The sequence below is a fragment of the Flavobacterium poyangense genome (assembly GCF_011751075.1).
GTDB lineage: Bacteria > Bacteroidota > Bacteroidia > Flavobacteriales > Flavobacteriaceae > Flavobacterium > Flavobacterium poyangense.
Genome location: NZ_JAALLN010000002.1, coordinates 499,688 through 521,680 on the forward strand (window position 1 = coordinate 499,688; position 21,993 = coordinate 521,680).

Annotated in this window: 22 protein-coding genes; all 22 read right to left on the minus strand. The window is 35.4% G+C overall.

The features are described from left to right. Positions 1 to 114: 114 nt before the first annotated feature. Positions 115 to 1,404 (minus strand): phenylacetate--CoA ligase family protein, encoded by a 1,290-nt coding sequence (locus G3A47_RS06990; RefSeq protein ID WP_208328342.1) that lies wholly within the window; start codon positions 1,402 to 1,404, stop codon positions 115 to 117. Between the two features lie 2 nt (positions 1,405 to 1,406). Next, a complete protein-coding gene (locus tag G3A47_RS06995; protein WP_166921465.1) occupies positions 1,407 to 3,068 on the minus strand; it encodes a C45 family autoproteolytic acyltransferase/hydolase in 1,662 nt (553 codons plus the stop codon). 9 nt (positions 3,069 to 3,077) lie between these two features. Further along, positions 3,078 to 4,595 carry a phytoene desaturase family protein gene (locus G3A47_RS07000; protein ID WP_166921466.1) on the minus strand — a complete coding sequence of 506 codons (1,518 nt, stop codon included), beginning with the start codon at positions 4,593 to 4,595 and terminating at the stop codon, positions 3,078 to 3,080. Between the two features lies 1 nt (position 4,596). Next, positions 4,597 to 8,277 (minus strand): 1-acyl-sn-glycerol-3-phosphate acyltransferase, encoded by a 3,681-nt coding sequence (locus G3A47_RS07005; RefSeq protein ID WP_166921467.1) that lies wholly within the window; start codon positions 8,275 to 8,277, stop codon positions 4,597 to 4,599. A 167-nt stretch (positions 8,278 to 8,444) separates the two neighbouring features. Continuing rightward, positions 8,445 to 9,623 carry a DUF2062 domain-containing protein gene (locus tag G3A47_RS07010; RefSeq protein ID WP_166921468.1) on the minus strand — a complete coding sequence of 393 codons (1,179 nt, stop codon included), beginning with the start codon at positions 9,621 to 9,623 and terminating at the stop codon, positions 8,445 to 8,447. A gap of 18 nt (positions 9,624 to 9,641) precedes the next feature. Continuing rightward, a complete protein-coding gene (locus tag G3A47_RS07015; RefSeq protein WP_166921469.1) occupies positions 9,642 to 10,127 on the minus strand; it encodes a hypothetical protein in 486 nt (161 codons plus the stop codon). A 2-nt stretch (positions 10,128 to 10,129) separates the two neighbouring features. Then, positions 10,130 to 10,501, minus strand: coding sequence for a 3-hydroxyacyl-ACP dehydratase (locus tag G3A47_RS07020; RefSeq protein ID WP_166921470.1), 372 nt, complete (start codon positions 10,499 to 10,501; stop codon positions 10,130 to 10,132). Between the two features lie 4 nt (positions 10,502 to 10,505). Further along, entirely contained in the window at positions 10,506 to 11,120 is a 615-nt protein-coding gene (locus tag G3A47_RS07025; protein ID WP_166921639.1) for an outer membrane beta-barrel protein, read from the minus strand. A 6-nt stretch (positions 11,121 to 11,126) separates the two neighbouring features. Further along, positions 11,127 to 11,774: an outer membrane beta-barrel protein gene (locus tag G3A47_RS07030; RefSeq protein ID WP_166921471.1), complete on the minus strand. Its 648-nt coding sequence runs from the start codon at positions 11,772 to 11,774 to the stop codon at positions 11,127 to 11,129. A gap of 25 nt (positions 11,775 to 11,799) precedes the next feature. Next, on the minus strand, positions 11,800 to 12,414 hold the full coding sequence (locus G3A47_RS07035) for a porin family protein (protein ID WP_166921472.1): 615 nt from the start codon (positions 12,412 to 12,414) through the stop codon (positions 11,800 to 11,802). A 5-nt stretch (positions 12,415 to 12,419) separates the two neighbouring features. Then, on the minus strand, positions 12,420 to 13,055 hold the full coding sequence (locus tag G3A47_RS07040; protein ID WP_166921473.1) for a hypothetical protein: 636 nt from the start codon (positions 13,053 to 13,055) through the stop codon (positions 12,420 to 12,422). Beyond that, on the minus strand, positions 13,021 to 13,653 hold the full coding sequence (locus G3A47_RS07045; protein WP_166921474.1) for an outer membrane lipoprotein carrier protein LolA: 633 nt from the start codon (positions 13,651 to 13,653) through the stop codon (positions 13,021 to 13,023). Before G3A47_RS07045 ends, G3A47_RS07040 begins: the two co-directional genes overlap by 35 nt. Then, positions 13,643 to 14,419, minus strand: coding sequence for a polysaccharide deacetylase family protein (locus G3A47_RS07050; protein WP_166921475.1), 777 nt, complete (start codon positions 14,417 to 14,419; stop codon positions 13,643 to 13,645). Before G3A47_RS07050 ends, G3A47_RS07045 begins: the two co-directional genes overlap by 11 nt. Next, entirely contained in the window at positions 14,416 to 15,480 is a 1,065-nt protein-coding gene (locus G3A47_RS07055; RefSeq protein WP_166921476.1) for a beta-ketoacyl synthase N-terminal-like domain-containing protein, read from the minus strand. Before G3A47_RS07055 ends, G3A47_RS07050 begins: the two co-directional genes overlap by 4 nt. After that, positions 15,477 to 16,679 carry a beta-ketoacyl-[acyl-carrier-protein] synthase family protein gene (locus tag G3A47_RS07060; RefSeq protein ID WP_166921477.1) on the minus strand — a complete coding sequence of 401 codons (1,203 nt, stop codon included), beginning with the start codon at positions 16,677 to 16,679 and terminating at the stop codon, positions 15,477 to 15,479. Before G3A47_RS07060 ends, G3A47_RS07055 begins: the two co-directional genes overlap by 4 nt. 50 nt (positions 16,680 to 16,729) lie before the next feature. After that, complete coding sequence (locus G3A47_RS07065) at positions 16,730 to 16,987, minus strand: phosphopantetheine-binding protein (protein ID WP_166921478.1); 258 nt, start codon at positions 16,985 to 16,987, stop codon at positions 16,730 to 16,732. Between the two features lie 2 nt (positions 16,988 to 16,989). Then, positions 16,990 to 17,607: a beta-ketoacyl-[acyl-carrier-protein] synthase family protein gene (locus G3A47_RS07070; RefSeq protein ID WP_166921479.1), complete on the minus strand. Its 618-nt coding sequence runs from the start codon at positions 17,605 to 17,607 to the stop codon at positions 16,990 to 16,992. Between the two features lie 168 nt (positions 17,608 to 17,775). Further along, positions 17,776 to 18,945, minus strand: a complete 1,170-nt coding sequence (locus G3A47_RS07075; RefSeq protein ID WP_166921480.1) for a beta-ketoacyl-[acyl-carrier-protein] synthase family protein — start codon at positions 18,943 to 18,945, stop codon at positions 17,776 to 17,778. A 33-nt stretch (positions 18,946 to 18,978) separates the two neighbouring features. Further along, positions 18,979 to 19,437, minus strand: a complete 459-nt coding sequence (locus G3A47_RS07080) for a pyridoxamine 5'-phosphate oxidase family protein (RefSeq protein ID WP_166921481.1) — start codon at positions 19,435 to 19,437, stop codon at positions 18,979 to 18,981. Between the two features lie 103 nt (positions 19,438 to 19,540). Further along, entirely contained in the window at positions 19,541 to 19,990 is a 450-nt protein-coding gene (locus G3A47_RS07085; protein WP_166921482.1) for an acyl-CoA thioesterase, read from the minus strand. Continuing rightward, positions 19,965 to 21,248, minus strand: coding sequence for an ABC transporter permease (locus tag G3A47_RS07090; RefSeq protein WP_166921483.1), 1,284 nt, complete (start codon positions 21,246 to 21,248; stop codon positions 19,965 to 19,967). Before G3A47_RS07090 ends, G3A47_RS07085 begins: the two co-directional genes overlap by 26 nt. Continuing rightward, the gene (locus G3A47_RS07095; protein WP_208328343.1) at positions 21,238 to 21,990 is read right to left on the minus strand and encodes an ABC transporter ATP-binding protein; all 753 of its coding nucleotides are present in this window, start codon (positions 21,988 to 21,990) and stop codon (positions 21,238 to 21,240) included. The genes G3A47_RS07090 and G3A47_RS07095 overlap by 11 nt, the downstream gene beginning before the upstream one ends. Positions 21,991 to 21,993 lie beyond the last annotated feature (3 nt).

Consider the following 21,993-nt stretch of genomic DNA (forward strand, 5'->3'; position numbering starts at 1 on the left):
AAGTTCACGAAGAAAAAACGCCCCAATTATATGAACTTACATCACTTATATGTTTTAAAAAACGAAATAAAAACTTTGAACCTTTGTCCCTCTGAGCCTTTGCGCCTTTTTTAATTAAACTCTGTAATCAAAAAAGCGAATCGGTTTTCTGCTCATTGGGTTAAAAACGAGCGGATTTAAAACCTCTTTTGAGGCGAATTCAATCTTTGGTGTCACTCTTAGTTTGGCTCTGAAGTGGTCTTTTATTTCTTGTAAAAATTCTGGAGTTTGATTTTTTACGGCGATTTTTATAAGGATTTCATCTGTTCCGAGATCGTTTGTAGAAATCTCGATAATATGATTTTCTATGTTGTCAAAGTCGCTTAACACATCATTCATTGCCGGTGGGTAAAGCGTCGTACCTTTATATTTGATCATTTGTTTTTTACGGCCAATTACCGGACCAACGCGAAAGGTGTTTCTGCCGCACGCACAAGGTTCATCATGAAGCTGTACAATATCTCCGGTTTTAAAACGCAGTAATGGCATAGCCTCAATACCTAAAGTGGTAAAGGTTAATTCTCCGGCTTCACCATTTTTTACGGGGTTATTATTTTCATCTAAAACTTCTGTAATAATCAGTTCGGGATGATGATGCCCTCCGATTCCGTGTTCACATTCTGTAAAAGCGGTACTCATTTCGGTAGAAGCATAAGTCGAAAACAACTGAATATTCCATTGTTCCGTTATTTTTTTGGATAATGTATTCATTGAAAAATCCTGATTTCTTAAGGATTCTCCAATGCAAATAGCACCTTTGATGCTGGAATTATTATAATCTATTCCGTGAATTTCGGCATATTCAATTAGCTTCAATAAAAAAGAAGGAACCGTTATTAAGTACGAAGGTTTGTATTTTAAAATAGAATCCCATTGTAATTCCGGGATTCCCGCTCCTACACGAATAACACCTACTTTTAGTTTTCGCAATCCTAAAAAATAAGCTAAACCGGCCATAAATTTACGGTCAATTGTGGTCATAAGCTGCACCACATCGCCTTCTGCTATTCCGGCACAGGCAAACGAGATGGCCTCATTATAAGCCAGTCGGTCCAGGTCGGAATCGGTTAAACCAAAAGTTACAGGATCACCTAAAGTCCCTGAAGTCGAGGCATAATCGATGATTTTATGTTGTGGAACACATAAAAAATCATCATTGTATTGTTGTAAATCCTCTTTTGTTGTTACCGGTAAATGCTGTAAATCTTCAAGTGTTTTTATTTTGGAGAGGTCTATATTTTGTTCTGCAAAAAGTCTTTTGTAAAAAGGAGAGTGTTGACTGATATAAGCTAAAAGTTCGGCTAATTTTTGTTCCTGAAAAAATTTAATTTGTTCTAAAGAATCCTTTTCTATTGCTGGAATCATGTTCATTTTCTTTTGAGTTTTTTTAAATATTTTTCAATGGCTTGTTTCTGAGGAACCGTTGTGATTTCTTTGGTCAATGCTTTTTCAAAGTTTTCTTTGGCAAGTCTGAAGTATTTCTTTTGGTAAAAATACAACCCTGCTTTATAATACACAACCCAATAATCCGGGTTTAAAGATTGATACTGCTGAATAAAATCAAAAGGAATTTTTGTTTTATTTTTTAGGTATACATCTATTTTATGATCCTCCGTTTTAAATTTTTTATAGTTTTCGAAGGCCGTTGTTTCTAAGAAAGGATCTTTGGCGATGTTGTGCTTTTCTTCTTCAAATGAAAGAACCGGATTTGTTTTTCTTTCTTTAAAAACAGAATCTAAATTGTAACAGACAAACTCACCCAGTTGATACGGATTTGCTGAAACCCAGACTGTTTTTTCTTTTGGTTTGAAAATAATTCCATGATGCGCCATCAACTGATTTAGCGCTTTTTCGTTTCCATAACCTAAAGTAACATTTTGTAAACCTTCTTTGTTTCTGAGGATTTCAGATGCAATTTGAGGATTGATTTTTGGGTTTTTGGTAAGAAGTTCCTGTATTCTTTCAAAACGATATTCCGAATGACTGTTGGCAATTTGAAATTGATTTCGTCTGTCGTTTTTAAAAGCGGTACTTTGAAAATGATTGGAACAGATTAACTGACTGCTGTTTGGAACATCGTAAACATCTATTTTTTCAGGCGAGACTTCAATTAAAATGGCTTTGTTATCCTGCGCACTTCCAACCATTATGGATTCTGAAACAAATACTTTCCTTTTTTTAGCAATAGTAATTGCTTCGGTTGTGTTTTGTGCGTGTTGCAGAATTTCTCTTGTTAGTATAGAAATTGGTGTTTTGGCACTCAAAGGAATTTTCGATTTTCCGGCATTTATGGTTACGGTTACCCCTTCTTTATTCATTCCTGAAACAGCCCCAATCATTCCGGGCCAGGTTAACATCATAAAAGGATATCCTTCTTTTGGATTAATAAAGGCTACAATTTTATTTTCTGCGAAAGCATCATTGACATAAAAATCAAAATTGCGTCCGAGAATCAAATTCCCGTCCTCTGATTTTTCATTCCAGGCGGCAAAAGAAGAACAACCTACTAAGGCTAAATCTTGTAAGGCATGTCCAATATCATGTGCTCCATGAAGATACAAATGACGTTGGTACTGTGGTGCGAGATTGTCAAAAGTATGCGAAGCATATTGCGAAATGCCATAAATTTCAGCCTGATATTCATTGGGAACATGGAGATACAATTTTCTGTTGTACCATTTTAGAAAATTCCGTAGTAAATTCTGCTGAAATTTAGAAGGAACAATATTCTCGATTCGAGAGAAAAAAATCTGTTCTTGTTTTTTTAAAAGAGAATCTGTCAAGGCGCCTGTGGTGAGTCCGATCTCAAGCGGATCTCCTTCGACATACAATTCCCAAAGACCTTGTTTGTTTTTTAAAAACGAATTTTTACCGGAAACAAAAACGCTGTCCGATTGTTTTGTCACTATTGGTTTTACCGCATTATAATTAGCGACATCCGGTAAATGGTGTTTGGATTTTGAGATACCACAAGAAGTTAGTAACCCTAAAAAACTCATAAAGAAAAGAAGTACAATTCTGCTTTTCATAATGCTTACTTATTCAGATTCTTGATTGATTTTGGAAACCAGATATTCTTTCCCCAAAATTTCAGAGCAGGTTACAACCGCTCCGATTGTTACGCCCAAAACACCATGCATATTGATGCTTTGTCCGGTGAGATACAGATTGTCTAATTTTGTTTTTGAGGCAATGAGGGTTTTCATCGGGTTGCTCGCATCTTTGACGTAACCGTACATATTGCCCCTGTCACCGCCAATATAATCCCGGTAAGAAAGAGGGGTAGAAGTATGTATCGATTGGATACAAGCTTTGATTCCGACAAATTTCTTTTCGATTTCATCTAAAAAAGTGGCAGCTTTTCGTGCTTTAAATTCGTCATAACTTTCCCCGCGATTGTTTTGGTGGACGATAGTATTATATGTATCTGCCCATTGCGAAACATCATCGTATTTCATGTAGGTAATAAAGGTCATCCCGTCTGCCCATTCTTCTTCCTTTTTTGATGCATTCATAGAGGCCATATAGGCTTTCGGCCAGGAACTTTCATCGTATTCATGAGCAGTCCAGACTTCCTGACTGTTCTTGAAGTGATAATAATTATGGTTGATGTATTTGAACGTTTTTGGTTTAAAAACAATATAAAGACTGAAGGCCGAAATTACACCTTCAAGACTTTGAATTCTGCTGTAAAATGATTTCCTGAAATTTTCTTCTCCCACCATTTTGAGAGTAGTTTTCGGCTCAATGTTCGAAATAAAATAGGTACCCGAAACCTGAGTTCCGTCTTTCATTTGCACAGAAGTTACTTTGTTGTTTTCAACAGGAAAATGAATGGCTTCTTTGTGTTTGTAAAATTCTCCTCCGTGTTTTTTCAGTTGTTTTAATAACTGCTTTGTAATCTGACTTCCGCCATTAATGCAACGCCAGGAGCTCTGGATATAAGAGTTTACCGATAGCGCATGAACATAAAAAGGGGACTTGTCTGCAATTCCGGCGTAGAGAAAATTAGAACCACTTAGAACAGCTCTTAGCTTTTCGTTTTGTGTAAATTCGTCTATGGTTTCTTTGGCATTTAATTCTAAAATGGCATTGTCATATTTGCCTTCCGATTCCAGATTATATAGTGGGAACGAATCGCAGATTGACCTTAGCTTATGGCAATACTTTTCGATATTTGTTTTTTCTTCAGGGAAAAAATGCTCTAATTGTTTTACAAAATTATCATAGCCCTGGGCATGCGGATATTCGTTTTGATCGTCCTCAAAAGAGATGATATCAAAACCATTTTCGTCCATTTTTTTTAATTTCAAATGGTCAATGATCCCGAGATACTTAAAATATTTATACAGATTTTGTCCTTCACTCAGACCTCCGATATAGTGAATTCCGGTGTCAAATATGGTTTTATCGCGCACAAAAGTTTGCAGATTTCCACCGTATTGATTGTTTTTTTCTAGTACACAAACGCTATAGCCTTCTTTTGCCAGAATTATAGACGAGACCAAACCGCCCAAACCGCTTCCTACAATTACTACATCGTAATGCTCTTTCATCTTAGTTTTTCTTTAATACAATTATGGAGTCTTTGTCTAAAACAGAATTAAAGCCAAAGTTAATCAAAGTGTCTTTTAATCCTGAAGCCGCGACTAAAATAACGGTAGAAGTTACAGCAACGATTTTCTCAAGATCATTTTTATAGTTTTCGTCAGAAATTAAAACGGTATCGTATTGATTCTTTAAAGCGGAATCAAAATTCTCAGGATACGTAATTTTTCTTTTTGAAACGATGTAATTGGTTTTTGCGACAGCCAATTTTTCTTCGTCTTTATTGTATGAGTATATTTTTCGTTGTGGCTCTTGTAACGTCAATAAAACGTCCAATTGTCCATAATCGTTTGATAAATGTAATATTTTGGCCTTCATCGACAGCTGTTGGTTCAGGCTGTGATAGGTTTTTAAATTTGTTTTCAGGTCTCTTTTTACGCTGTTTACGATTTCAATTTCTTTATAATCATAACTGTGCAAAAGCATCTTTTTAAAATATTTCGGGCCTTCTAATTCGTGACGAATTTTAGTAAACTCTTCTTTAAAATAAGCCCCGATTTGTTTGGTTCTTTCGGTGTAATTTTTACCAAACGAAAGATTTTCAGGCGTAATTCTTTCTAAAACAGAAACAGTTAGGGTAGTATCGTGAATGACAAAATCTCCTTTCGGAATGGCTTCTGAAGCTCCGTGAATCAAAACGGGAAGGATATCTAAATTAAATTCTTCCGCCAGATAAAAAGCACCTTTATGAAAACGTTTGATCTGATTGCTTTCGGAACGTGTTCCTTCGGGGAAAATCATTAACGAATAACCTTCGTTTACTTTTTGGCGTAAGTGTTCCACACCGCCTTCGAGCCCTTCAGAAACGGGGTAGAAGCCAGCTTTTCTGACGGTGGCACCAAAAATAGGAGAATTGTAAACCCAGTCATTTACTAAAAATATAATTTTTGGACTGAGCATACCCACCAACAAAATATCAAGAAAAGAAGAATGGTTTGCAATGATGATGGCCGGTTTTTCAAAGTTTTCATTAAAGTTGTTGATGACTTTTTTGTGGATATAAGGATTGGTGTACAATACCGATTTCATAAATTTTGAAATCGCATATCGAAAGCCTTTCATTTTCGTTTTTTCATTCAACGGAATAATCGGCATAATGATTAAACTGAAAAGTGACATTAAAAGCCCACCAAGTCCGTAATAGGCAAATGACAAAACACCATGAATAAAAGTACGCAGTTCAAAGGGAGCATTTCCTTTTTTTGGTCGATTCGACAAAAACAGTTTGAACAGAATCGGATAGAATATAAAGGTGATGATCAGAGCTGCAAAAACCCCAATTAGTGAGATCGACGAAATAGATCTAAGAGCAGGATGTCGGGCAAAGATCATCGCGCCAATTCCTAAAATAGTAGTGATGACAGCCAGAATAATGGAAGTTCTGTAAATGGCAATTTCGTTTTTTCCGGTTGTATATTCTTTCTGAAGTGCACTTGTCATAAAAATACTGAAATCAACTCCATGACCAAAAATCAGGGTACAGACAATCATACTGAAAATGTTGAGCTGAATGCCAAAAACGCCCATAATCCCGGCAGTAACAATTCCGGTTAACACAATCGGAATACAGCTAACAATCACCAATTCGATTCTTCTGAAAAAGAAAAATAAAATCAGAATTACAGCTACAAATGAATAATTAATCAACGAATTAAAATCAGTCTTTAAGGTGCTAAAGAATGTCTCATTCATCTGCTGACGGTCTATTGCAATCAGGTCATTTTGCGTCTCGGCTGATTTTATAAAAGGATCGCGTTGTTCGGGAGCAACTTTTACCAAGGTTGAAATGGTGTAAAAACCATTTTTTTCTGTTATAAATTCATGCAATTGCAATGCCTGAATTTTTAGGTAATCTGCTGCCGAAATGGGTTTGAAATTGTAATCCAGATGCTCAAAAAATGTCGCGTAAGTGTTTGGTTTAAAACCTAATTTGGAGCCTTCTGAAACTAATTGGGATTGTAGAAGTTGTTTTTTCTGAGTATCCCAAAATGAATTCCATTGGTCTATTTTTTGTTTTTGTGCTGAATGTGAAAGCATAATACCACCAACGGAACTGAAGTTTAATATTTTCTGTTGTTGCTTTTCTTTCGCTAAGTGAGCAAAAAAGCGACTGTTGTTTTGCAGCACTTCCTCCATATTTTTCCCGTACGAGGCAACATAAATTGTTTTTGAGGTCAGGCTGGTACTTTCTTCAAGATCTTTTTCGGCGGCTTTTATTTCTTTTGGAACAAAATTCAATTGTGACAGATCATTATTGAAGCCTACATCATTATAAGTAAAGCAGCAAATAATAGTAATTAGAACACAAAACCCGATTAGGAATTTATTATTGTGAAAAGAGAAATGCGCCATTTTATCGATCACATTTTTTTTATGCTCTAAATTAGTCTCTTTTGGTTTGTACAAATGCGGAACAATTAAAAGCGAGAAAAAAGCAGAAGCCATTACAATCACGGCTGCAAAGATTCCCAGATCATTTAAGGCATCAGATTTTACAAAAAGCAGACACAGAAAGGCAACAGCGGTTGTTGAACTGCTCATGATGACCGGCATCGTAATGTCTTTGTATAATGTTTTTACATCGCTGTTGTGTTTGTAATGTGTGAGAATATGAATCGAATAATCAATTGTGATTCCCAATAAAATAGAACCAATTCCGAGTGAGATGGCGGAGATCTGATCTTTTATAAAATACAAAAAAGCGACTGCAAACAGACCACCAAAAACAGTCGGCAGAAAAATGATTAACGGAATGAGTATTTTTCGGTAAAACAAAATCAGGATCAACATTAAGGTGACCATTGCAATAGTTGTCGTGAGTATAATATCACCTTTGATTTGTTTGGCATTGGCAACCGCAATTAAAGCCGAACCAAAATAACTGATAGTAGTTTTGGTTTTAAATTTCTGATTCAGATGATCCTGAATGGATTTAAGTTTAGCAGCAAAAATCGTATTCTTTTCGGTTTCACTCGACGGAAGATTTGAGGTAATAAAGAGTAATAATTTCTTTTTGTCTTTGGTCATTACAAAACCATTGTTGAGCGTAAAATCGTCACCTACATTTAGTTGCTGTAATTTTTTTAAAGCAATAAAAGAAATTCCCAAAGGGTCCTGCAAAATAAAATCTTTGGTAACAAATCCTGAAGGCGAAATGATCGATTTATAATTGCCCTGAACGGTCGACGCAATACTGTCTTTTTGAAGTTTGTTCTGAATTGCGGTATAATCTTTAGTATCGAGAAAAAGGGGCAGGTTGTGGTAAACAAAATCGATAGTTTCCTGAATGTTTTCTTCGTCGATTTTTCCCTGAATTCCGGTTACATAAGGTTTACACGATACCGCAACACTGTCAGAAAAAGCAGTCGCCATTTCTGTTAAATCTTCTTCGGTTCCGTTTTTTTCGAGTTTGAAAATGACGGTAATTTTATCGGCAAAATTAAGTTGTTTAAGCACTTTTGCCGTAACATCTGCTTTGTCGTTAGTGGGGATAATTTTGGTAATGTCCTCTTCAAATTTGATCTGAGAAGCAAAAAAGCCAAACACAATAAGCATCGCAATTGCCAATACAACCGAGAGTTTTTTTCTTCGGTTTACAAATAAGTGAATGGCGTAGAAATAGTGATGCATAATTATTAGTTTGTTTTTTTGCCACAGATTAAAACGATTAGATTGATTTCAAATCCAGAATTGATTAACACTAATTTCACGTATTGACACAAATCAATTCGTGCTAATTCGTGCAATTAGTGGCAAAAAAAATCTTTTTAATCCTTTAATCTGTGGCAAAATGCGATTTAATTTTTGTTTTTGGAACTGAAAACGGTCAAAAGTACATAACTGATAAGACCCACTGACAGTGCTGAAACGGTTGCTAAAATAAGACTTCCAACGATATATTGTGTTGCGTTTTTCTGAATATCATCAAACGTTACTGAACTATCTAAAACCAATGGCGCATCTGCAGACACAAAATAGCTTCCCATTTTTAAAGAGCCGTAAATTATAAACGGAATAAAAGGAGGGAAACTCACATTGGATGACAGATAAGCAATGACTTTGTTTAGTTTGAAAAGCGTGGCAAAGAACAAAAGCAATACGGTTTGAAATCCCCAGAAAGGCGAAATTCCGATGAAAATACCCAATGCAATGGCAGCTGCTTTTTTAAAATTAGAATCACTGCTTTCTAAAATATCTTCTAGAAGGAACCTTTTAAAACCTTTTTTTTTTGCTTTTCGAACGAAGTCCCGTGGTTTAATATACAAAAGGGCATTGACAACCAAAACTGTATTTAAAATACTGATCCGTGTAAAATCTTTGAAAGGACGAAAATGAGAAACTCTCTCCGCAGGATCATATAAAATTTGGATTGGGATATTTTTTACTGCAATTCCTTTCCAGGCAGAGCGAACAATAACTTCAATTTCAAATTCAAATTTATTTGTATAGTATTTCTTCGGGATTAGTTGTAACGGATACAGTCGGAAACCGGATTGGGTATCGTCAAGTTTAATTCCGGTTTCAAACCAAAACCAAAAATTAGAAAATTTATTACCAAAACTGCTTTTTTTAGGCACATTTTCCTGTGTCATATTTCGGCTCCCAATCAATAAAGAATTAGGGGCTTTTTCAATTTCAGCAAGAAAATTAGGAATATCAGTAGCAAAATGCTGACCATCTGAATCGATTGTGATGGCATATTCAAAATTCATTTCAATGGCTTTTTTGAAACCATTCCTCAAAGCCATTCCTTTTCCTGAATTTTTGGCGTGGTGAATTTGAGTTAACTGCGAATAGTCTTTTAATATTTCAGCGGTTGTATCGGTAGAGCCGTCGTTGATTATGATGATATTTGGAGTAAAATCCAGCACGGAATCTAAGACTTTTCTTAATGTTTTGTGGTTGTTGTACGTGGGAACAAGAACACAAAAATGTGTTGAATTAATGTTATCTTGTTGTATTGACGTAGGTTTCATGGGGAGATTTTTCTTTGTTTACTTTACAAATTGCTTCTCTTTGTCGGAGAAACTTTTAGATTGTAAAACAAAATCTTTTAGGTATTCTTTTAAAGCTGTATTTTGTTCGCTGTAATGAGTGGTAATATATTTTTTGTCCTCTTTGATGTTTTTTTTGTAACCCGTAATTCCCGGTACATTTTCCTGAATACTCAATCGAATCATCCGGATTTCAATATTGTTCGGTTCACTTGCAATAGTTGATTCCAATAATTTTGCCCCTTCCTTAAAACGATTCATTTTTTCTTTTAGTTTTTTTTCAAATTTAGAATCCAAAAGGATTGCAGCAGCTTTGTAGGCTACTAAGATTTTGTCATCATTGTTTGAAACACCGGATAACTTTTCTACAAAACTTTTAGCATTAGCTTCTGATTTATTAACGTCAGGATAAAGTTTACGGATAGCTGCCAAATCCGGATTACCGATAAAACTAAACCACAAAAATAAGGAGAGTAAAAGTTTCATAGTTATATTTTTTTGTAAGTGTTGCTTAGTTTTAAAGCTACAGTATCATTAAAATAAGTAGTATTCTTTACTTTAACCAAATCATCTTCGGTAGTTGCAATATCCAGTTCCAAACGCAATTCAGGAGTCGCTTCAGGGTTGATAAGCGCCATGAATTTTACATTGGCAAGCGTTTGAATCATCAAAGTACTTTTAGTGATTGATTCTGTAAGTTCTTTGATCATCTGAATCATGCAAACACCGGGCATAATGGGATTTCCCGGAAAATGGCCTTTGAAAATTTCGTGTTTTTCATTGACCAAAATCGTGAAAGTGTATTTCGAATCGGATATTTTTTCCTCCGAAAGTATTGTGTAAAAATCTTTTAAAACCATATTTTTATTTTCCGATTGCATAAGAAATACCTAACTGAAAATTGACATTTGTATTGTATTCTCCAAGCCAATAATAATTGTTGGAGTTGTTGGTATAATAATCGCTGTCTAATATATCTAAGAAACCTTTTTTAAATCGGGCTTCAAATGTCAGACCAGAAGGCAAACGATAAGCAACACCCGTTATAAAAGCCAAATCATTTCTTGTTTTTCTGACCGCCAGATTATCGTCCAGCAAAATATCTAATGAGGGACCAAATTGAATCTGGATACCGGGACCAAAAGTAAACTTATTGATTAAACTTAACGATAAATAATCAAGTTTTAGATCTCTGCGTTCAATTTTATTGGTCTTAGTAACTTCATCAAAATAATTTCGGGCAACATTATCAGAACCTTGTCTGCTATAAGTAATTTCCGGTTGAAGCGCATAACGTTTCGTTAGATTAATTTCTGTGAAAGCACCGGCATAAAAGTCAGTTCTGTAATCGGCATGCATTTCAGAGATTGTCGAAAGATTCAATCCTGTCCTGAAACCTGTTTTAAAATTAACCTGAGCTTGTGTTTGAACTAGTGCAAAACAAACAAACAAGAGGGATACTATTTTTTTTAGACGCATCATTTTTTATTTTTTTCCAAAGGTATACGTTGCTCCCAATTGAAATACTAAATTGTTCGCATCGGTATGATAATCGTAATCATTAGTATAAGAAGTGGTAAGACCTTTTTTAATTCTCCCTTCAAAGGAAATTCCGTTCTTTAAACTGTATCCAAGACCTCCAACAATTCCTAAATCAATATCATCCCCTTTACGGAAATTTCTTTCTCTGTTTTTAGGATCAGCCTTAATGTCATCAGCTATAAGTATATCAAAGAATGGCCCAGCCAAGGCATAAAAATTTTCTGTGAAATTGAATTTATTAATGGTAATGGCAGAAAGATATTGCAAAGAGATATCTGCACTGGCCATAGTATAAACTGAACTGTAACTATTTGTTGACGGATTATAAATGCTGGTCGTTCCCATTGGAATGTTACTTCCCTTAGCACCCTGTCTGGAGTAGGTCAATTCCGGTTGTAAGGTGTAAAATTTGGAAAGTTTTAAAGCTCCAAATGCTCCAATATAAAAATCGGTTTTGTTTCCCATATCCGAATTTGTGAATTGTGAAATGTTTAGTCCGGCATGTACCCCGGGTCTGAAAGTTACTTGGGCTTGTAGGTTTAGAGCTGTAAAAAAAACGGCTATTGCAATTATTAGGTTTTTGGTATTCATTAGGTTTTGTCTGTTCTATTTATTTTTATTTCATTTTAAAAGTGTAGCTAACACCAATCTGGAAAACCTGATTTAAGATCGCATCATCATAACGGTAGTTATCATTGTTGTCATAGTCAAAGTTATCATAACCGTAGATATCAACTATACCTTGTTTTATTCTGGCTTCAAAAGTTAGTCCGTTTGGTAGTGTGTATCCTACTCCTCCAACGATAGAAAGATCAAGGTCAATAGGATCAAAACCATATTTTTCGAAATTATCGCTTGTTTTGAAATCTGCAGAAGGACCGGCTAAGATATGAAAACCACCTCCGTTAAAATGAAATTTGGCAACAGCACCAAGCGAAAGATAATTTAGTTCGTATTTGACAGGTGTTCCTAATGGGTTTTGATAGGTGAAATAACGGCCTTCAGAACCTTGTCTGGAGTATGTTAGTTCCGGCTGAAGAGTAAAAAATTTATTGAATTTTATGGCTACCAATCCACCGACATAGAAATCAGATTTTAAGCTTGAATCGCTAATATTAGTCAATGTGGCAAGATTTAAACCGCCACGAAGTCCCGGACTAACTTTTACCTGTGCTTGTGATGTGATGGCTGTGATAAATAACAATAGGGCGATAATCGTAATTTTTTTCATTTTTTTTATTCTGATTTAAAGTAATTTAACTCGATTTTTAATTTAATATTCTGATGAATAATCTGAATTTTTTCAGCAAAAATATTGTTTTCTGAACTAAATGTCAGTGTTATTTTTTCTTTTGTTTTAGAGGCGTGGATGACTTTCTCCAGTTTTTGGTCCTTTTTAGACAGAAACAAATAATTAAATCGTTTTCCATCTGCCGATTTGTAAATATTATCTGATTCGTTTTCAAATTGCTCCTGAATCAGATATTCTTTTTTGAGTAGTAATCTGAAATCGTCTCTCAAAGTATTGATCAGGATTTTACGGTCTAATTCTGAAACAATAGAATTGACTTTAAAATCGGTTTCAGAAATTTCGAAATCCAATAGTTTGTTGCCAAATTCTGTTGTAAAAACAACGCGATGTGTCGTATCGTTTATTTTTTTGGCAATAAAAATTCCGCTAAGTTCATTTCCATAAACCGTGATATTGGTTTTGTAAACGTAATCTGTTTTTGAGTCTGAAAAATAGGGAGCCTGATAAGACGTCTTGTCTGATTTTTTAGGAGTATAATTTTTTGTGACCGAACCACAAGAAATTAAAACAATCGCCAGTAAGCAATTAATTAGTAAAAATTGAATCGTCGATTTTTGCATTGATCACTTTATTTTTAAGTACAATTCGGGTATAATCTTCAGAGGATTCCAGTAGTTTAACCTGTACAACTGTTGCTTCTTCCTTGTCAAAAGTAAGTTCGATTTGTTTGATGTATTTTTTTAGTGTGGCATCTTTCGGAATAAATTTCGCGATGTTTTGTCCTTTTGATTTGAAATAAGAAATAGCAAATTCTTTATCATCAAACATATTCCCGCTCACACTTCCGATAATTAATTTATTGATACGGCCAAAAATTTTGCTGTTTCCAATGTCTACGGCACTTTTCTTTCCTTCGTCGTTGATCAGAATTTTTCCGTTTTTAAAAACAATACTGTAATTGTATGGTTTTTTGTATTGCCATTGTAATAAAGCAGGTTCTTTAAAACTCATTTTTCCCGACGTTTCAATGTCTTTCGATAAAAAATCGAGGTGTTTGTATTGAACAAAATCCGTAGTTAATGTTTTGATTTTTTTTGAGACCACATTTACATCTTGTTTGAAAGAAACGATTTCGGAGTCCGTCATTTTTTGTTCCTGGGCAAAGGCAGTGTTGCAAATGTTTAACAGTAAAAGGAAAAGATATAGTTTAGCTTTCATATGCTTTAAGATTCAGAAGTTCTTCCGTTGAAATTACGGTATATTTATTTTGTTGCAGAAATTGCAAAAACTGTTCCAATACTAAAACAGAGTGAGGTGCGGTATCGTGCAAAAGTACAATTCCGCCGGGAGAAACACGTTTTATAATTCGATTGTAAATAAGTTCGCGGTTTTTTGTACCACCATCGAGCGAGCGAATATTCCAGCCAATCACTTTGTGCCCGGTTGTTTGGAGTGCTCTTCGAATGGAGGGAGTGGTGACACCATAAGGAGGTCTGAAAAAGTTTATTTTTTCGGATGTGAATTTTTCCAGCAATGCATCCGTTTTTTGAATCTCTTCTCTTATTTTTTTTGCATTATAAAAATCAAAAAAAGGAGAATGACCATAAGAATGATTTCCAACCAAATGCCCGTCGGTTATAATTTGTTGCAGAATTTCAGGATGGGTTTCGATGTTTTTTCCAATGCAGAAGAAAGTTGCTTTTACATTGTGTTTTTTTAGAAGCGCTAAAATTTCTAATGTGTAAGGACTTGGTCCGTCATCAAAAGTAAGCGCAATTTTTTTAGCGGTTTCCAGCGGATTATTACAATATGCTTTTACATGATAGTCAGAAGAAATTCGGAAAGAACAAACAGCATTAATTCCTAACCAAATTAAAAGAATCGCCAAAAACCACCAGAAACTAACTGCTGTATAAAGATTCAAAAGAACCAGTAAAAGCAAGAGTGTGATAAAGAAAAACGAGATGTTTTTATGCGTTATCATTTTGAAAGTAACGTAAAACTATGGTTTTTTCCGCTTAGTTGATTGTACAATAAAATTGTATTGTAAGCTGATTTTTCGACTGAATTTACTTTTATAATTTCCGGTGCCTCCTGTGTTTTTAAAACTTTTGATGCCATCCACAAACCAAATGCCGAAGCCGTATCATATTCGCCGGACAAATGTTTGTAATACAACTGTGGCGTATTTGCGAAAGCATTTTCGGCCAGTGTTTTATAATAAGAGTCAAATTTGATATCACCGTTAAAACCTAAAACAACAGCATCAATATCTGAAATTTCCAGATGATTGGATTGTAGAAAAGCAGTAATTTCAGTTTCAATTTCATTTTCTGCGATGGTGTTTTTAATTTCAACATCGAGAATTTCGGCATAAGTGTTGTCTTTTTTTTCATTTTCCAGAACAAAAAAACAAGCTCCTTCACCGTGTACCGCGCCGGATGTCGTTGGGTTTAAAAGCGTATAAGGTTCGTTGCCCTCTTGTTTAACTCGCCCCGCTAGTTTGAAAAGCGACATGGTATAATCGCCATTTTCATCAACACCACCGGTTAAAATCGAATTGGCTTCATTTTCTTCCAACTGCATTTTGGCATCCAAAAGAGCAGATTCAAAAGAAACAGCTCCATTTACATATGTAAAATTGTAGCCTTTGCATTGTATCGTTAAAGCAATCTGAGCGCCAACGGTATTATGGGTAGATTGAATAAAAGAAGTTGGGGTTAGAAACTCTTCGTTATTATCGAGAATGTTTTTTAAGAATTTTTCAGAATCCTCGATACAGCCTAATCCTGTTCCGGTAATAATAGCATCGACATTTTCAACCTGTGCATCTTTCATTGCCAGAGTCGAAGCTACAATTCCGTTTTTGACCCCTTTTGCCATTCTTCGGGCAGCAGCGGGAGAAATAAAGTCTTTGTAAACAGGGGCAACAACGGTAAGAACAGTATCATTCTGATTGTACACCGCCTCTTCTAAAAAAACAGTATCAAATGTTTTTTGAGTCGAAATACAACTTATTCCATTTATATATGTTCTTTTTTTCATTTGTTTTTTGAAAATATAAGAGTAGAACAATTTCCTCCAAAACCAAAAGAATTAGATAAAACGTGCTCTATATTTTTATTTTTTAACGCGGTATGTGGTTTCAGATCAAACTCTTCCATTGGCGTTTCAAAATTCAGATTCGGATAAACCACATCATTTTGAATGGCCAGAACACTATAAACTGCTTCGATAGCCGCTGCGGCTGCCAAAGTGTGTCCGGTGAAAGGTTTTGTTGAACTAAAATCAGGTACATTTTCGTTTTCGTAAATGCGAAGTATAGCTCTTCCTTCCGACAAATCATTGTTTGGGGTTGCGGTTCCGTGTACGTTGATGTAATCTATTTCAGAAGGATTCAGCCCCGAAACTTCAAATGCTTTTTTCATTGCCAGATAAGCACCATCTCCATTTTCTGAAGAAGCAGTCTGGTGAAAAGCATCATTGGCATTGCCATAACCGGAAACCCGGGCCAGGATTTTTTTGTTTTGTTTTGCTACAATTTCGTCTGATTCCAATACCAAATAGGCGGCAGCTTCCCCTAGATTTAATCCTTTGCGATTGTTGTCAAAAGGTTTGTTGTAATCGTCGGATAGGATCATCAAGGTCTTAAATCCGTTGATGGTGAATTTGGCCAAAGCATCAGATCCACCAACGATAACACGATCGAGTTTGCCGCTTTTAATCAGTCTTGCACCCAGCATAATTGAGTTTGCGGCCGAAGAACAGGCAGTGCTTATGGTGGTTACCATTCCTTTTAAACCTAATTCTTCTGCTATTTTATCGGCTACATCACCACCATCATGACAGCTAATGTATTTTACCAGTTCGGGTTTTTCGAAATAATCGTAATAATGCTTCTCCGTCATGTCCATTCCGCCAACGCTTGTAGCCGAGATAAGTCCCGTTCTGAATTCGTTGATCGATGTAATTCCGGCATTTTCAACAGCTTGTTTGGCAGCAAAAGTACCAATCATAGCAGTTCTTGAAAAGTTATTATCGGCAGGGAGATTTAACGCATCAATCAATTCCGAATTGGTTTTCTTGATTTCTCCTACCTTATTAATCTCGGCATGAACGGTTGTAATATGCTCGACACGGGTAATGGCAGATTTTTGATTTACTAATGAATTGAAATTTTCCTCAACTGAATTTCCAATCGAAGAGATAATTCCCATTCCTGTTATTGCAACACCTTTACTCATTAATTGGAGCGTTTAGATTTTTGATTTCAGATTCAAATTCGAACGTCAAATTATTTTGTTCGGTTTGCCTGAATGTAAGCAGCCATAGTTTCGATAGATTGAAAAATAGATTTCCCTTCTTTTGGATCCACTAATTTAATACCGTAGTCTTTGTCTAAAATCACGATTAATTCAAGAGCGTCAATCGAGTCTAATCCTAAACCGTCTCCAAACAAAGGATCGTTGTCTGCAATATCTTCAACTGCGATATCCTCAAGGTTTAAAGTAGTAATGATTTTATTTTTTAATTCTGCTTTTAGTGCTTCCATAATTATTTATTGTATAAGGTATTGATCGTTTCGTTTGTATATTTCGTGTTTTCCTGTGTGCTTATGGTACAAAGAAAAGCTTTGTACGTTTCATTAAAATATTCAACCCAACCACAAAGAACGCAATCGGCTTTGTTTGAATGAAGAAGAATGTTTGAATAATTGGACATAAATTCAGGATTAAAGGCATCAAATATAAAGAAAGAATTTTCACTTTTCAGCTGATGACGGATACTTATTTCGCCCAGACAAATATTTGGCAGGGTATAAACAAAAACTGCCGGACTCGGAAAGTAGTCATCTTTGTTTGAAATAGATTCCTGATACTTTACATCAGTGTCTAAACTCGAGGATTTATTGGCCAGAACCAAAGCGATATTGTTTTCTGTTTCGGTAGTAATAATAGGACTTAAAAGCAATTCAGATGCCAGAAAAGCCAATTTACTCAAAGCATCCATTTTGAAAAACTTGGGATACTGTATGTCAAAATTGCGATATGCCTGTTTAGAGAAATCACCAAAATTGGTCGGCTCTGTTTTGAAAACAGTAGTTCCGTTTAAAACAATTTCGTTGTTTTCAATCGTACAGTAATCGTGTATGTAGGTGTTTTTTTGAGTCATTCTTATGGTTTAACACTAATTGCACAAATTAGCACAGATTAATTTTGTCGTTTAAAATTACACTAATTAATTCGTGACAATTCGTGTAATTGGTGTTTTGAGTCATTCTTATAGTTTAACACTAATTGCACAAATTAGCACAGATTAATTTTGTCGTTTAAAATTACACTAACTGATTCGTGACAATTCGTGTAATTGGTGTTTTGTTTTTTCAAATACCACAGCCGTATTACATCCCCCAAAACCTGAAGCGGTTTTTAGAAAGAAATCAACGGTTGCTTTTTTATTTTTTGCAATTATATTAATCGATTCGCTTACGCCCAATTCGTCATATCCTTTCGATTCAAAAAGTATATTTTGGTTGGCAGATTCAATGGCAATCACGGTTTCTAAAAGTCCCGAAGCACCTAATGTATGTCCGTAGAAACCTTTTAAACTGTTCATGGGAACATTTTGTAAGCCTAAACGATTCAATGCAATGGCTTCCATTTCGTCGTTAAACGGAGTGGCGGTTCCATGTGCGGAGATATAATCTAATTTATCAGGATTGATTTGCGCTTCTGTTAAGGCATTTTGGATACTTCTATACAATCCTTCTCCCGTTCTTGATGGTCCGGAAATATGATTGGCATCGTTTATTGAACTGTCTCCAATAACCTTTATTTTAGCATTTTCAGCCTTTGCAGAAACCAAAACAGCTGCGGTTGCTTCCCCTAAACTAACTCCGGTTCTGTTTTTGGAATAGGGTTTACAAGGTGCATCACTCATAGCCTGAAAAGCATTAAAGCCCGATAAAACAAATTCAGAAACTTCGTCACCGGCTACGACAAAAATACTGTCATAAAGCTCTGATTGAATTAATCTTTTGGCAACAGAAATGGCTAAAACTCCGGATACACAGGCATTCGATACTACAATGGGTTGTGTTTCAAAGCCGAAAAAAGTGGCAACATTTTTTGCCAGAACATCTAAATGTGCGTTTTGAAAACTTTCTGCTGTATTGTTTTCTAAAGCAGTAATATTTCCTTTTGTGGTCGAAAGGATAAAGGCTGCTTTGGAATTTAGTTCAACTCCCGAGTTTTTGATAATAGGTTCTAAAGCCAGAATCATCATTTTTTCTAAACGGGAATAGTGGGTTTCGGAACTGATTTTTGCAAAAGCAGTATTTATCTTTTCATTATTAATAATTGAAGCATAAAATGCATTGGGCATCAAAGAAACATCATTGTGCAATTGTATTCCTGTATCGCCACGAAGAATGGCGTCGATATTCGACTCGACATCAAAACCCAAAGGCGTGATACAATTCGTTTCTGTGATGTATATTTCTTTTAACATTTTATGATTTTACGGGTATTTTTATAATAAGTATTACTTGGCAGAAACATTATAAGTTCGCATAGCGCTTTCTATTTGACTTTCTTCTGTAGTTTCTGAATACAGAAAATAACTTGGTGCCGTAATCGTTTCTACTTTGGTTACTTCAATTTCGATAACTGCTTTTATTGGAAATTTATCCGAAAACAAATCCGTTAAAGGTTTTAATTTGTGATCAAAATCTGAATTTTCTTTTTCAATTACTTTGGCAGTCCCTTTTAATTTATATCCTTTTTGAACAAATACATCTATAAAACTTACACAAACCTGAGGATTTTCTTTAATATTATTAATGCTGTTTGGTGACGCAAGATGTGCAATTAGAAAAGTCGAATTACCCTGAAATGTGAAAATTTCTTTTGGAGACACATTCGGAAAATTGTCTTTATCTGAAGTTGCCAGCCAGCATAAAACACTTTTCTCAATATATTTTTTTACATCGTCGTTTAGCATCGTACTTTTTTTTAGATTCAGTTTAAAAATGTTTCACGCAGATTAAAGCAGATTTGTATAGATCTTTTTTAAAATGATTTGTGTCAATTTGTAAAATTCGTGTTTAATTTATCAACCCGACTTTTCGTTTCCATTCCTCATAAAACGGAGGATTGGTAAGCATTAGATTTCCTTCTTTATCTAAAAATACCTGAACGGTTTCGCCTGTGCAGGCTATTTCGCCGTTGGCATCAATTATTTTAAAACGATAAATCATTTTGGCAGCGGGTGTGTCTACTACCGTTGTTTCTATTGTGACCACGTCGCCGTAACGAAGTGATAATTTATGCTCGCATTTTGATTTTACAATTGGAGTCGTATAACCGGTGTTACCGATATCCAGATAAGTAAGTCCGTGTTTGCGGCCAAAGGCTTCTCTTCCGTCTTCAAAATAGGTAATATAGTTGCCGTGCCAAACGATTCCAAGCGGATCAGTTTCGTTAAAACGAATTCTGATTTCATGTGAAACGGTTAGCGCAGTTGCTTCCTTAAACTGTTCTTTTCTTTTTGTCATAGAATAATGCAATCGAGGTTGTGATGATAAAAAACAAAAACAATAAACTTATTTTTGGAATGATTTCTAATAGTGTTACGTTGCGCAATAAAACATCGTAAAAGGCCTCCAGTCCCCAGTTCATGGGCGACGATTTGGCGATAAACTGCATGATTTTGGGCATTGCAAAAACGGGAACCCAAACGCCGCCAATTGCAGCTAAAATGATAACACTTGTCGCGCCAAATGGAGCAGATTGTTCCTGAGTGCCGGCAACGGTGCCCAACAAAATTCCGAATCCGATTGCTGCAAAACCTGAGAATAGGGCTACAACACTCATTAATACTAAATGACCTTCAACATTTAAAGGTGGCAGACCAATATGCGGAAATAAGAAAATAGCAACAGCTACCATCATATAAAACTGTATCATACAAATAACAGAATAGGTGATGGTTTTGCCCAAAATAACAACCAGATTAGAAACCGGATTGGTCAACAATCGTACAAAGGTTCCCTGTGATTTTTCTTTTACTATATTAATAGACAACGGAATTACAATAAAAAATATTGCAAAAAGAGTCCAGGCCGGAACGTTATGCTGCACAGAATTTGGAAGCACTTCTTTGTTGTTGATTCTTGGAATTATTTCTTTGAAAGTAATAAAGCTCTTTTGCTCAAATTGGGCACTTCCTTCCCCAAGCTGATTTTGAAAAGTAGTGTAAATAGATTGTGTTTCGATTTGTGAAATCATCTTGTCAATCGAACTCATCACCGCATTTTTAAAACTCATCTGAACCGCCGGATCAAAATACAGTTTTACTTCTTTTTCTTTGATGACTCTTGAAGTTTGCGGAGCAGCAACACTGTCAGTTAATCCAATGCTACTTACAATGTTTTGTACATTCTGATCAATTTTGGCCTGAAGATCAGTGCTTAATTTTGCGGGAATTACAATCGCCAGTTGGTATTTTCCTTTGTATACATTTTCTCTGGCAATATCTTCAGTAATAGGTTTATTATCGATTTGAGTGACAACACTAAACAAATTACTTTTTTCTAAATTGTCAAAAACAGTTTTAGAAACTGCTCCTTTATCCTGATCTACGAGTAGGATTTGAATTTTAGTATCACTAACGGTTTTAAACGTGCTGTCTTGTATTAAGGTTACGGTGATTACGAGAACCAAGGGCATAATAAACAAAATAATCAAACCGCCTAAATCTCGCTTAAGCAGTAGAAATTCTTTTACAACCGACATCCAGATTTTATATACCATCTCTTAAGTTTTTACCGGTTAATGAAATAAAAACATCTTCAAGGTTTCTGGCTTCAGGAGTTGAAGTAATCAGAGTTGACGGACTGCCTTGCGCATAAATTCGACCTTGGTCTACAATAGCTATATGGGTACAAAAATCTTCGGCTTCAGCCAGGTGATGGGAGGTATAAATAATGGTTGTCCCGTTTTGATTCAGGAGTTTTAAATAATCGATTATGGCATTTTTAGATTGAACGTCAACACCAACGGTTGGTTCATCCAAAAACAGAACTTTCGGATTGTGCAGGATTCCGGCAATGAGGTTGACTCTTCGTTTCATTCCGCCGGAAAAGGTTTCGATGCGTTTGTCTGCAAATTTTAAAAGTCCCAAAAGGTCTAATGTTTCGACTACCTTGTCTTTAAGATAGGAGCCTTTTAAGCCGTACATACTCCCAAAATAATGCAGATTTTCTCTGGCTGTTAAGGTTGGATATAAAGCGTATTCCTGTGGAACGACACCGATAATTTTTTTAATTTTTGAAGCGTGACTGGTATAGTTCAGCTCCTGAATGGTAAAATGACCTGAGGTTGGTTTTACCAATCCGCAGAGCATGGAAATTAAAGTTGTTTTTCCGGCACCATTTGGACCTAATAATCCAAAAATCTGGCCTTCATTTATGTGTAACGAAAAATCATTCAAGGAATACAGTTCTGCATCTTTGTACTTTTTCGAAAGGGATTCTATTTTAATAAGAGGATGCAAAAT

What these genes read in the sequence shown, in the direction of transcription:
- G3A47_RS06990 (WP_208328342.1), bottom strand. Translation starts at nt 1,404, where the DNA reads ATGATTCCAGCAATAGAAAAGGATTCTTTAGAACAAATTAAATTTTTT.
- G3A47_RS06995 (WP_166921465.1), bottom strand. Translation starts at nt 3,068, where the DNA reads ATGAAAAGCAGAATTGTACTTCTTTTCTTTATGAGTTTTTTAGGGTTA.
- G3A47_RS07000 (WP_166921466.1), bottom strand. Translation starts at nt 4,595, where the DNA reads ATGAAAGAGCATTACGATGTAGTAATTGTAGGAAGCGGTTTGGGCGGT.
- G3A47_RS07005 (WP_166921467.1), bottom strand. Translation starts at nt 8,277, where the DNA reads ATGCATCACTATTTCTACGCCATTCACTTATTTGTAAACCGAAGAAAA.
- G3A47_RS07010 (WP_166921468.1), bottom strand. Translation starts at nt 9,623, where the DNA reads ATGAAACCTACGTCAATACAACAAGATAACATTAATTCAACACATTTT.
- G3A47_RS07015 (WP_166921469.1), bottom strand. Translation starts at nt 10,127, where the DNA reads ATGAAACTTTTACTCTCCTTATTTTTGTGGTTTAGTTTTATCGGTAAT.
- G3A47_RS07020 (WP_166921470.1), bottom strand. Translation starts at nt 10,501, where the DNA reads ATGGTTTTAAAAGATTTTTACACAATACTTTCGGAGGAAAAAATATCC.
- G3A47_RS07025 (WP_166921639.1), bottom strand. Translation starts at nt 11,120, where the DNA reads ATGCGTCTAAAAAAAATAGTATCCCTCTTGTTTGTTTGTTTTGCACTA.
- G3A47_RS07030 (WP_166921471.1), bottom strand. Translation starts at nt 11,774, where the DNA reads ATGAATACCAAAAACCTAATAATTGCAATAGCCGTTTTTTTTACAGCT.
- G3A47_RS07035 (WP_166921472.1), bottom strand. Translation starts at nt 12,414, where the DNA reads ATGAAAAAAATTACGATTATCGCCCTATTGTTATTTATCACAGCCATC.
- G3A47_RS07040 (WP_166921473.1), bottom strand. Translation starts at nt 13,055, where the DNA reads ATGCAAAAATCGACGATTCAATTTTTACTAATTAATTGCTTACTGGCG.
- G3A47_RS07045 (WP_166921474.1), bottom strand. Translation starts at nt 13,653, where the DNA reads ATGAAAGCTAAACTATATCTTTTCCTTTTACTGTTAAACATTTGCAAC.
- G3A47_RS07050 (WP_166921475.1), bottom strand. Translation starts at nt 14,419, where the DNA reads ATGATAACGCATAAAAACATCTCGTTTTTCTTTATCACACTCTTGCTT.
- G3A47_RS07055 (WP_166921476.1), bottom strand. Translation starts at nt 15,480, where the DNA reads ATGAAAAAAAGAACATATATAAATGGAATAAGTTGTATTTCGACTCAA.
- G3A47_RS07060 (WP_166921477.1), bottom strand. Translation starts at nt 16,679, where the DNA reads ATGAGTAAAGGTGTTGCAATAACAGGAATGGGAATTATCTCTTCGATT.
- G3A47_RS07065 (WP_166921478.1), bottom strand. Translation starts at nt 16,987, where the DNA reads ATGGAAGCACTAAAAGCAGAATTAAAAAATAAAATCATTACTACTTTA.
- G3A47_RS07070 (WP_166921479.1), bottom strand. Translation starts at nt 17,607, where the DNA reads ATGACTCAAAAAAACACCTACATACACGATTACTGTACGATTGAAAAC.
- G3A47_RS07075 (WP_166921480.1), bottom strand. Translation starts at nt 18,945, where the DNA reads ATGTTAAAAGAAATATACATCACAGAAACGAATTGTATCACGCCTTTG.
- G3A47_RS07080 (WP_166921481.1), bottom strand. Translation starts at nt 19,437, where the DNA reads ATGCTAAACGACGATGTAAAAAAATATATTGAGAAAAGTGTTTTATGC.
- G3A47_RS07085 (WP_166921482.1), bottom strand. Translation starts at nt 19,990, where the DNA reads ATGACAAAAAGAAAAGAACAGTTTAAGGAAGCAACTGCGCTAACCGTT.
- G3A47_RS07090 (WP_166921483.1), bottom strand. Translation starts at nt 21,248, where the DNA reads ATGGTATATAAAATCTGGATGTCGGTTGTAAAAGAATTTCTACTGCTT.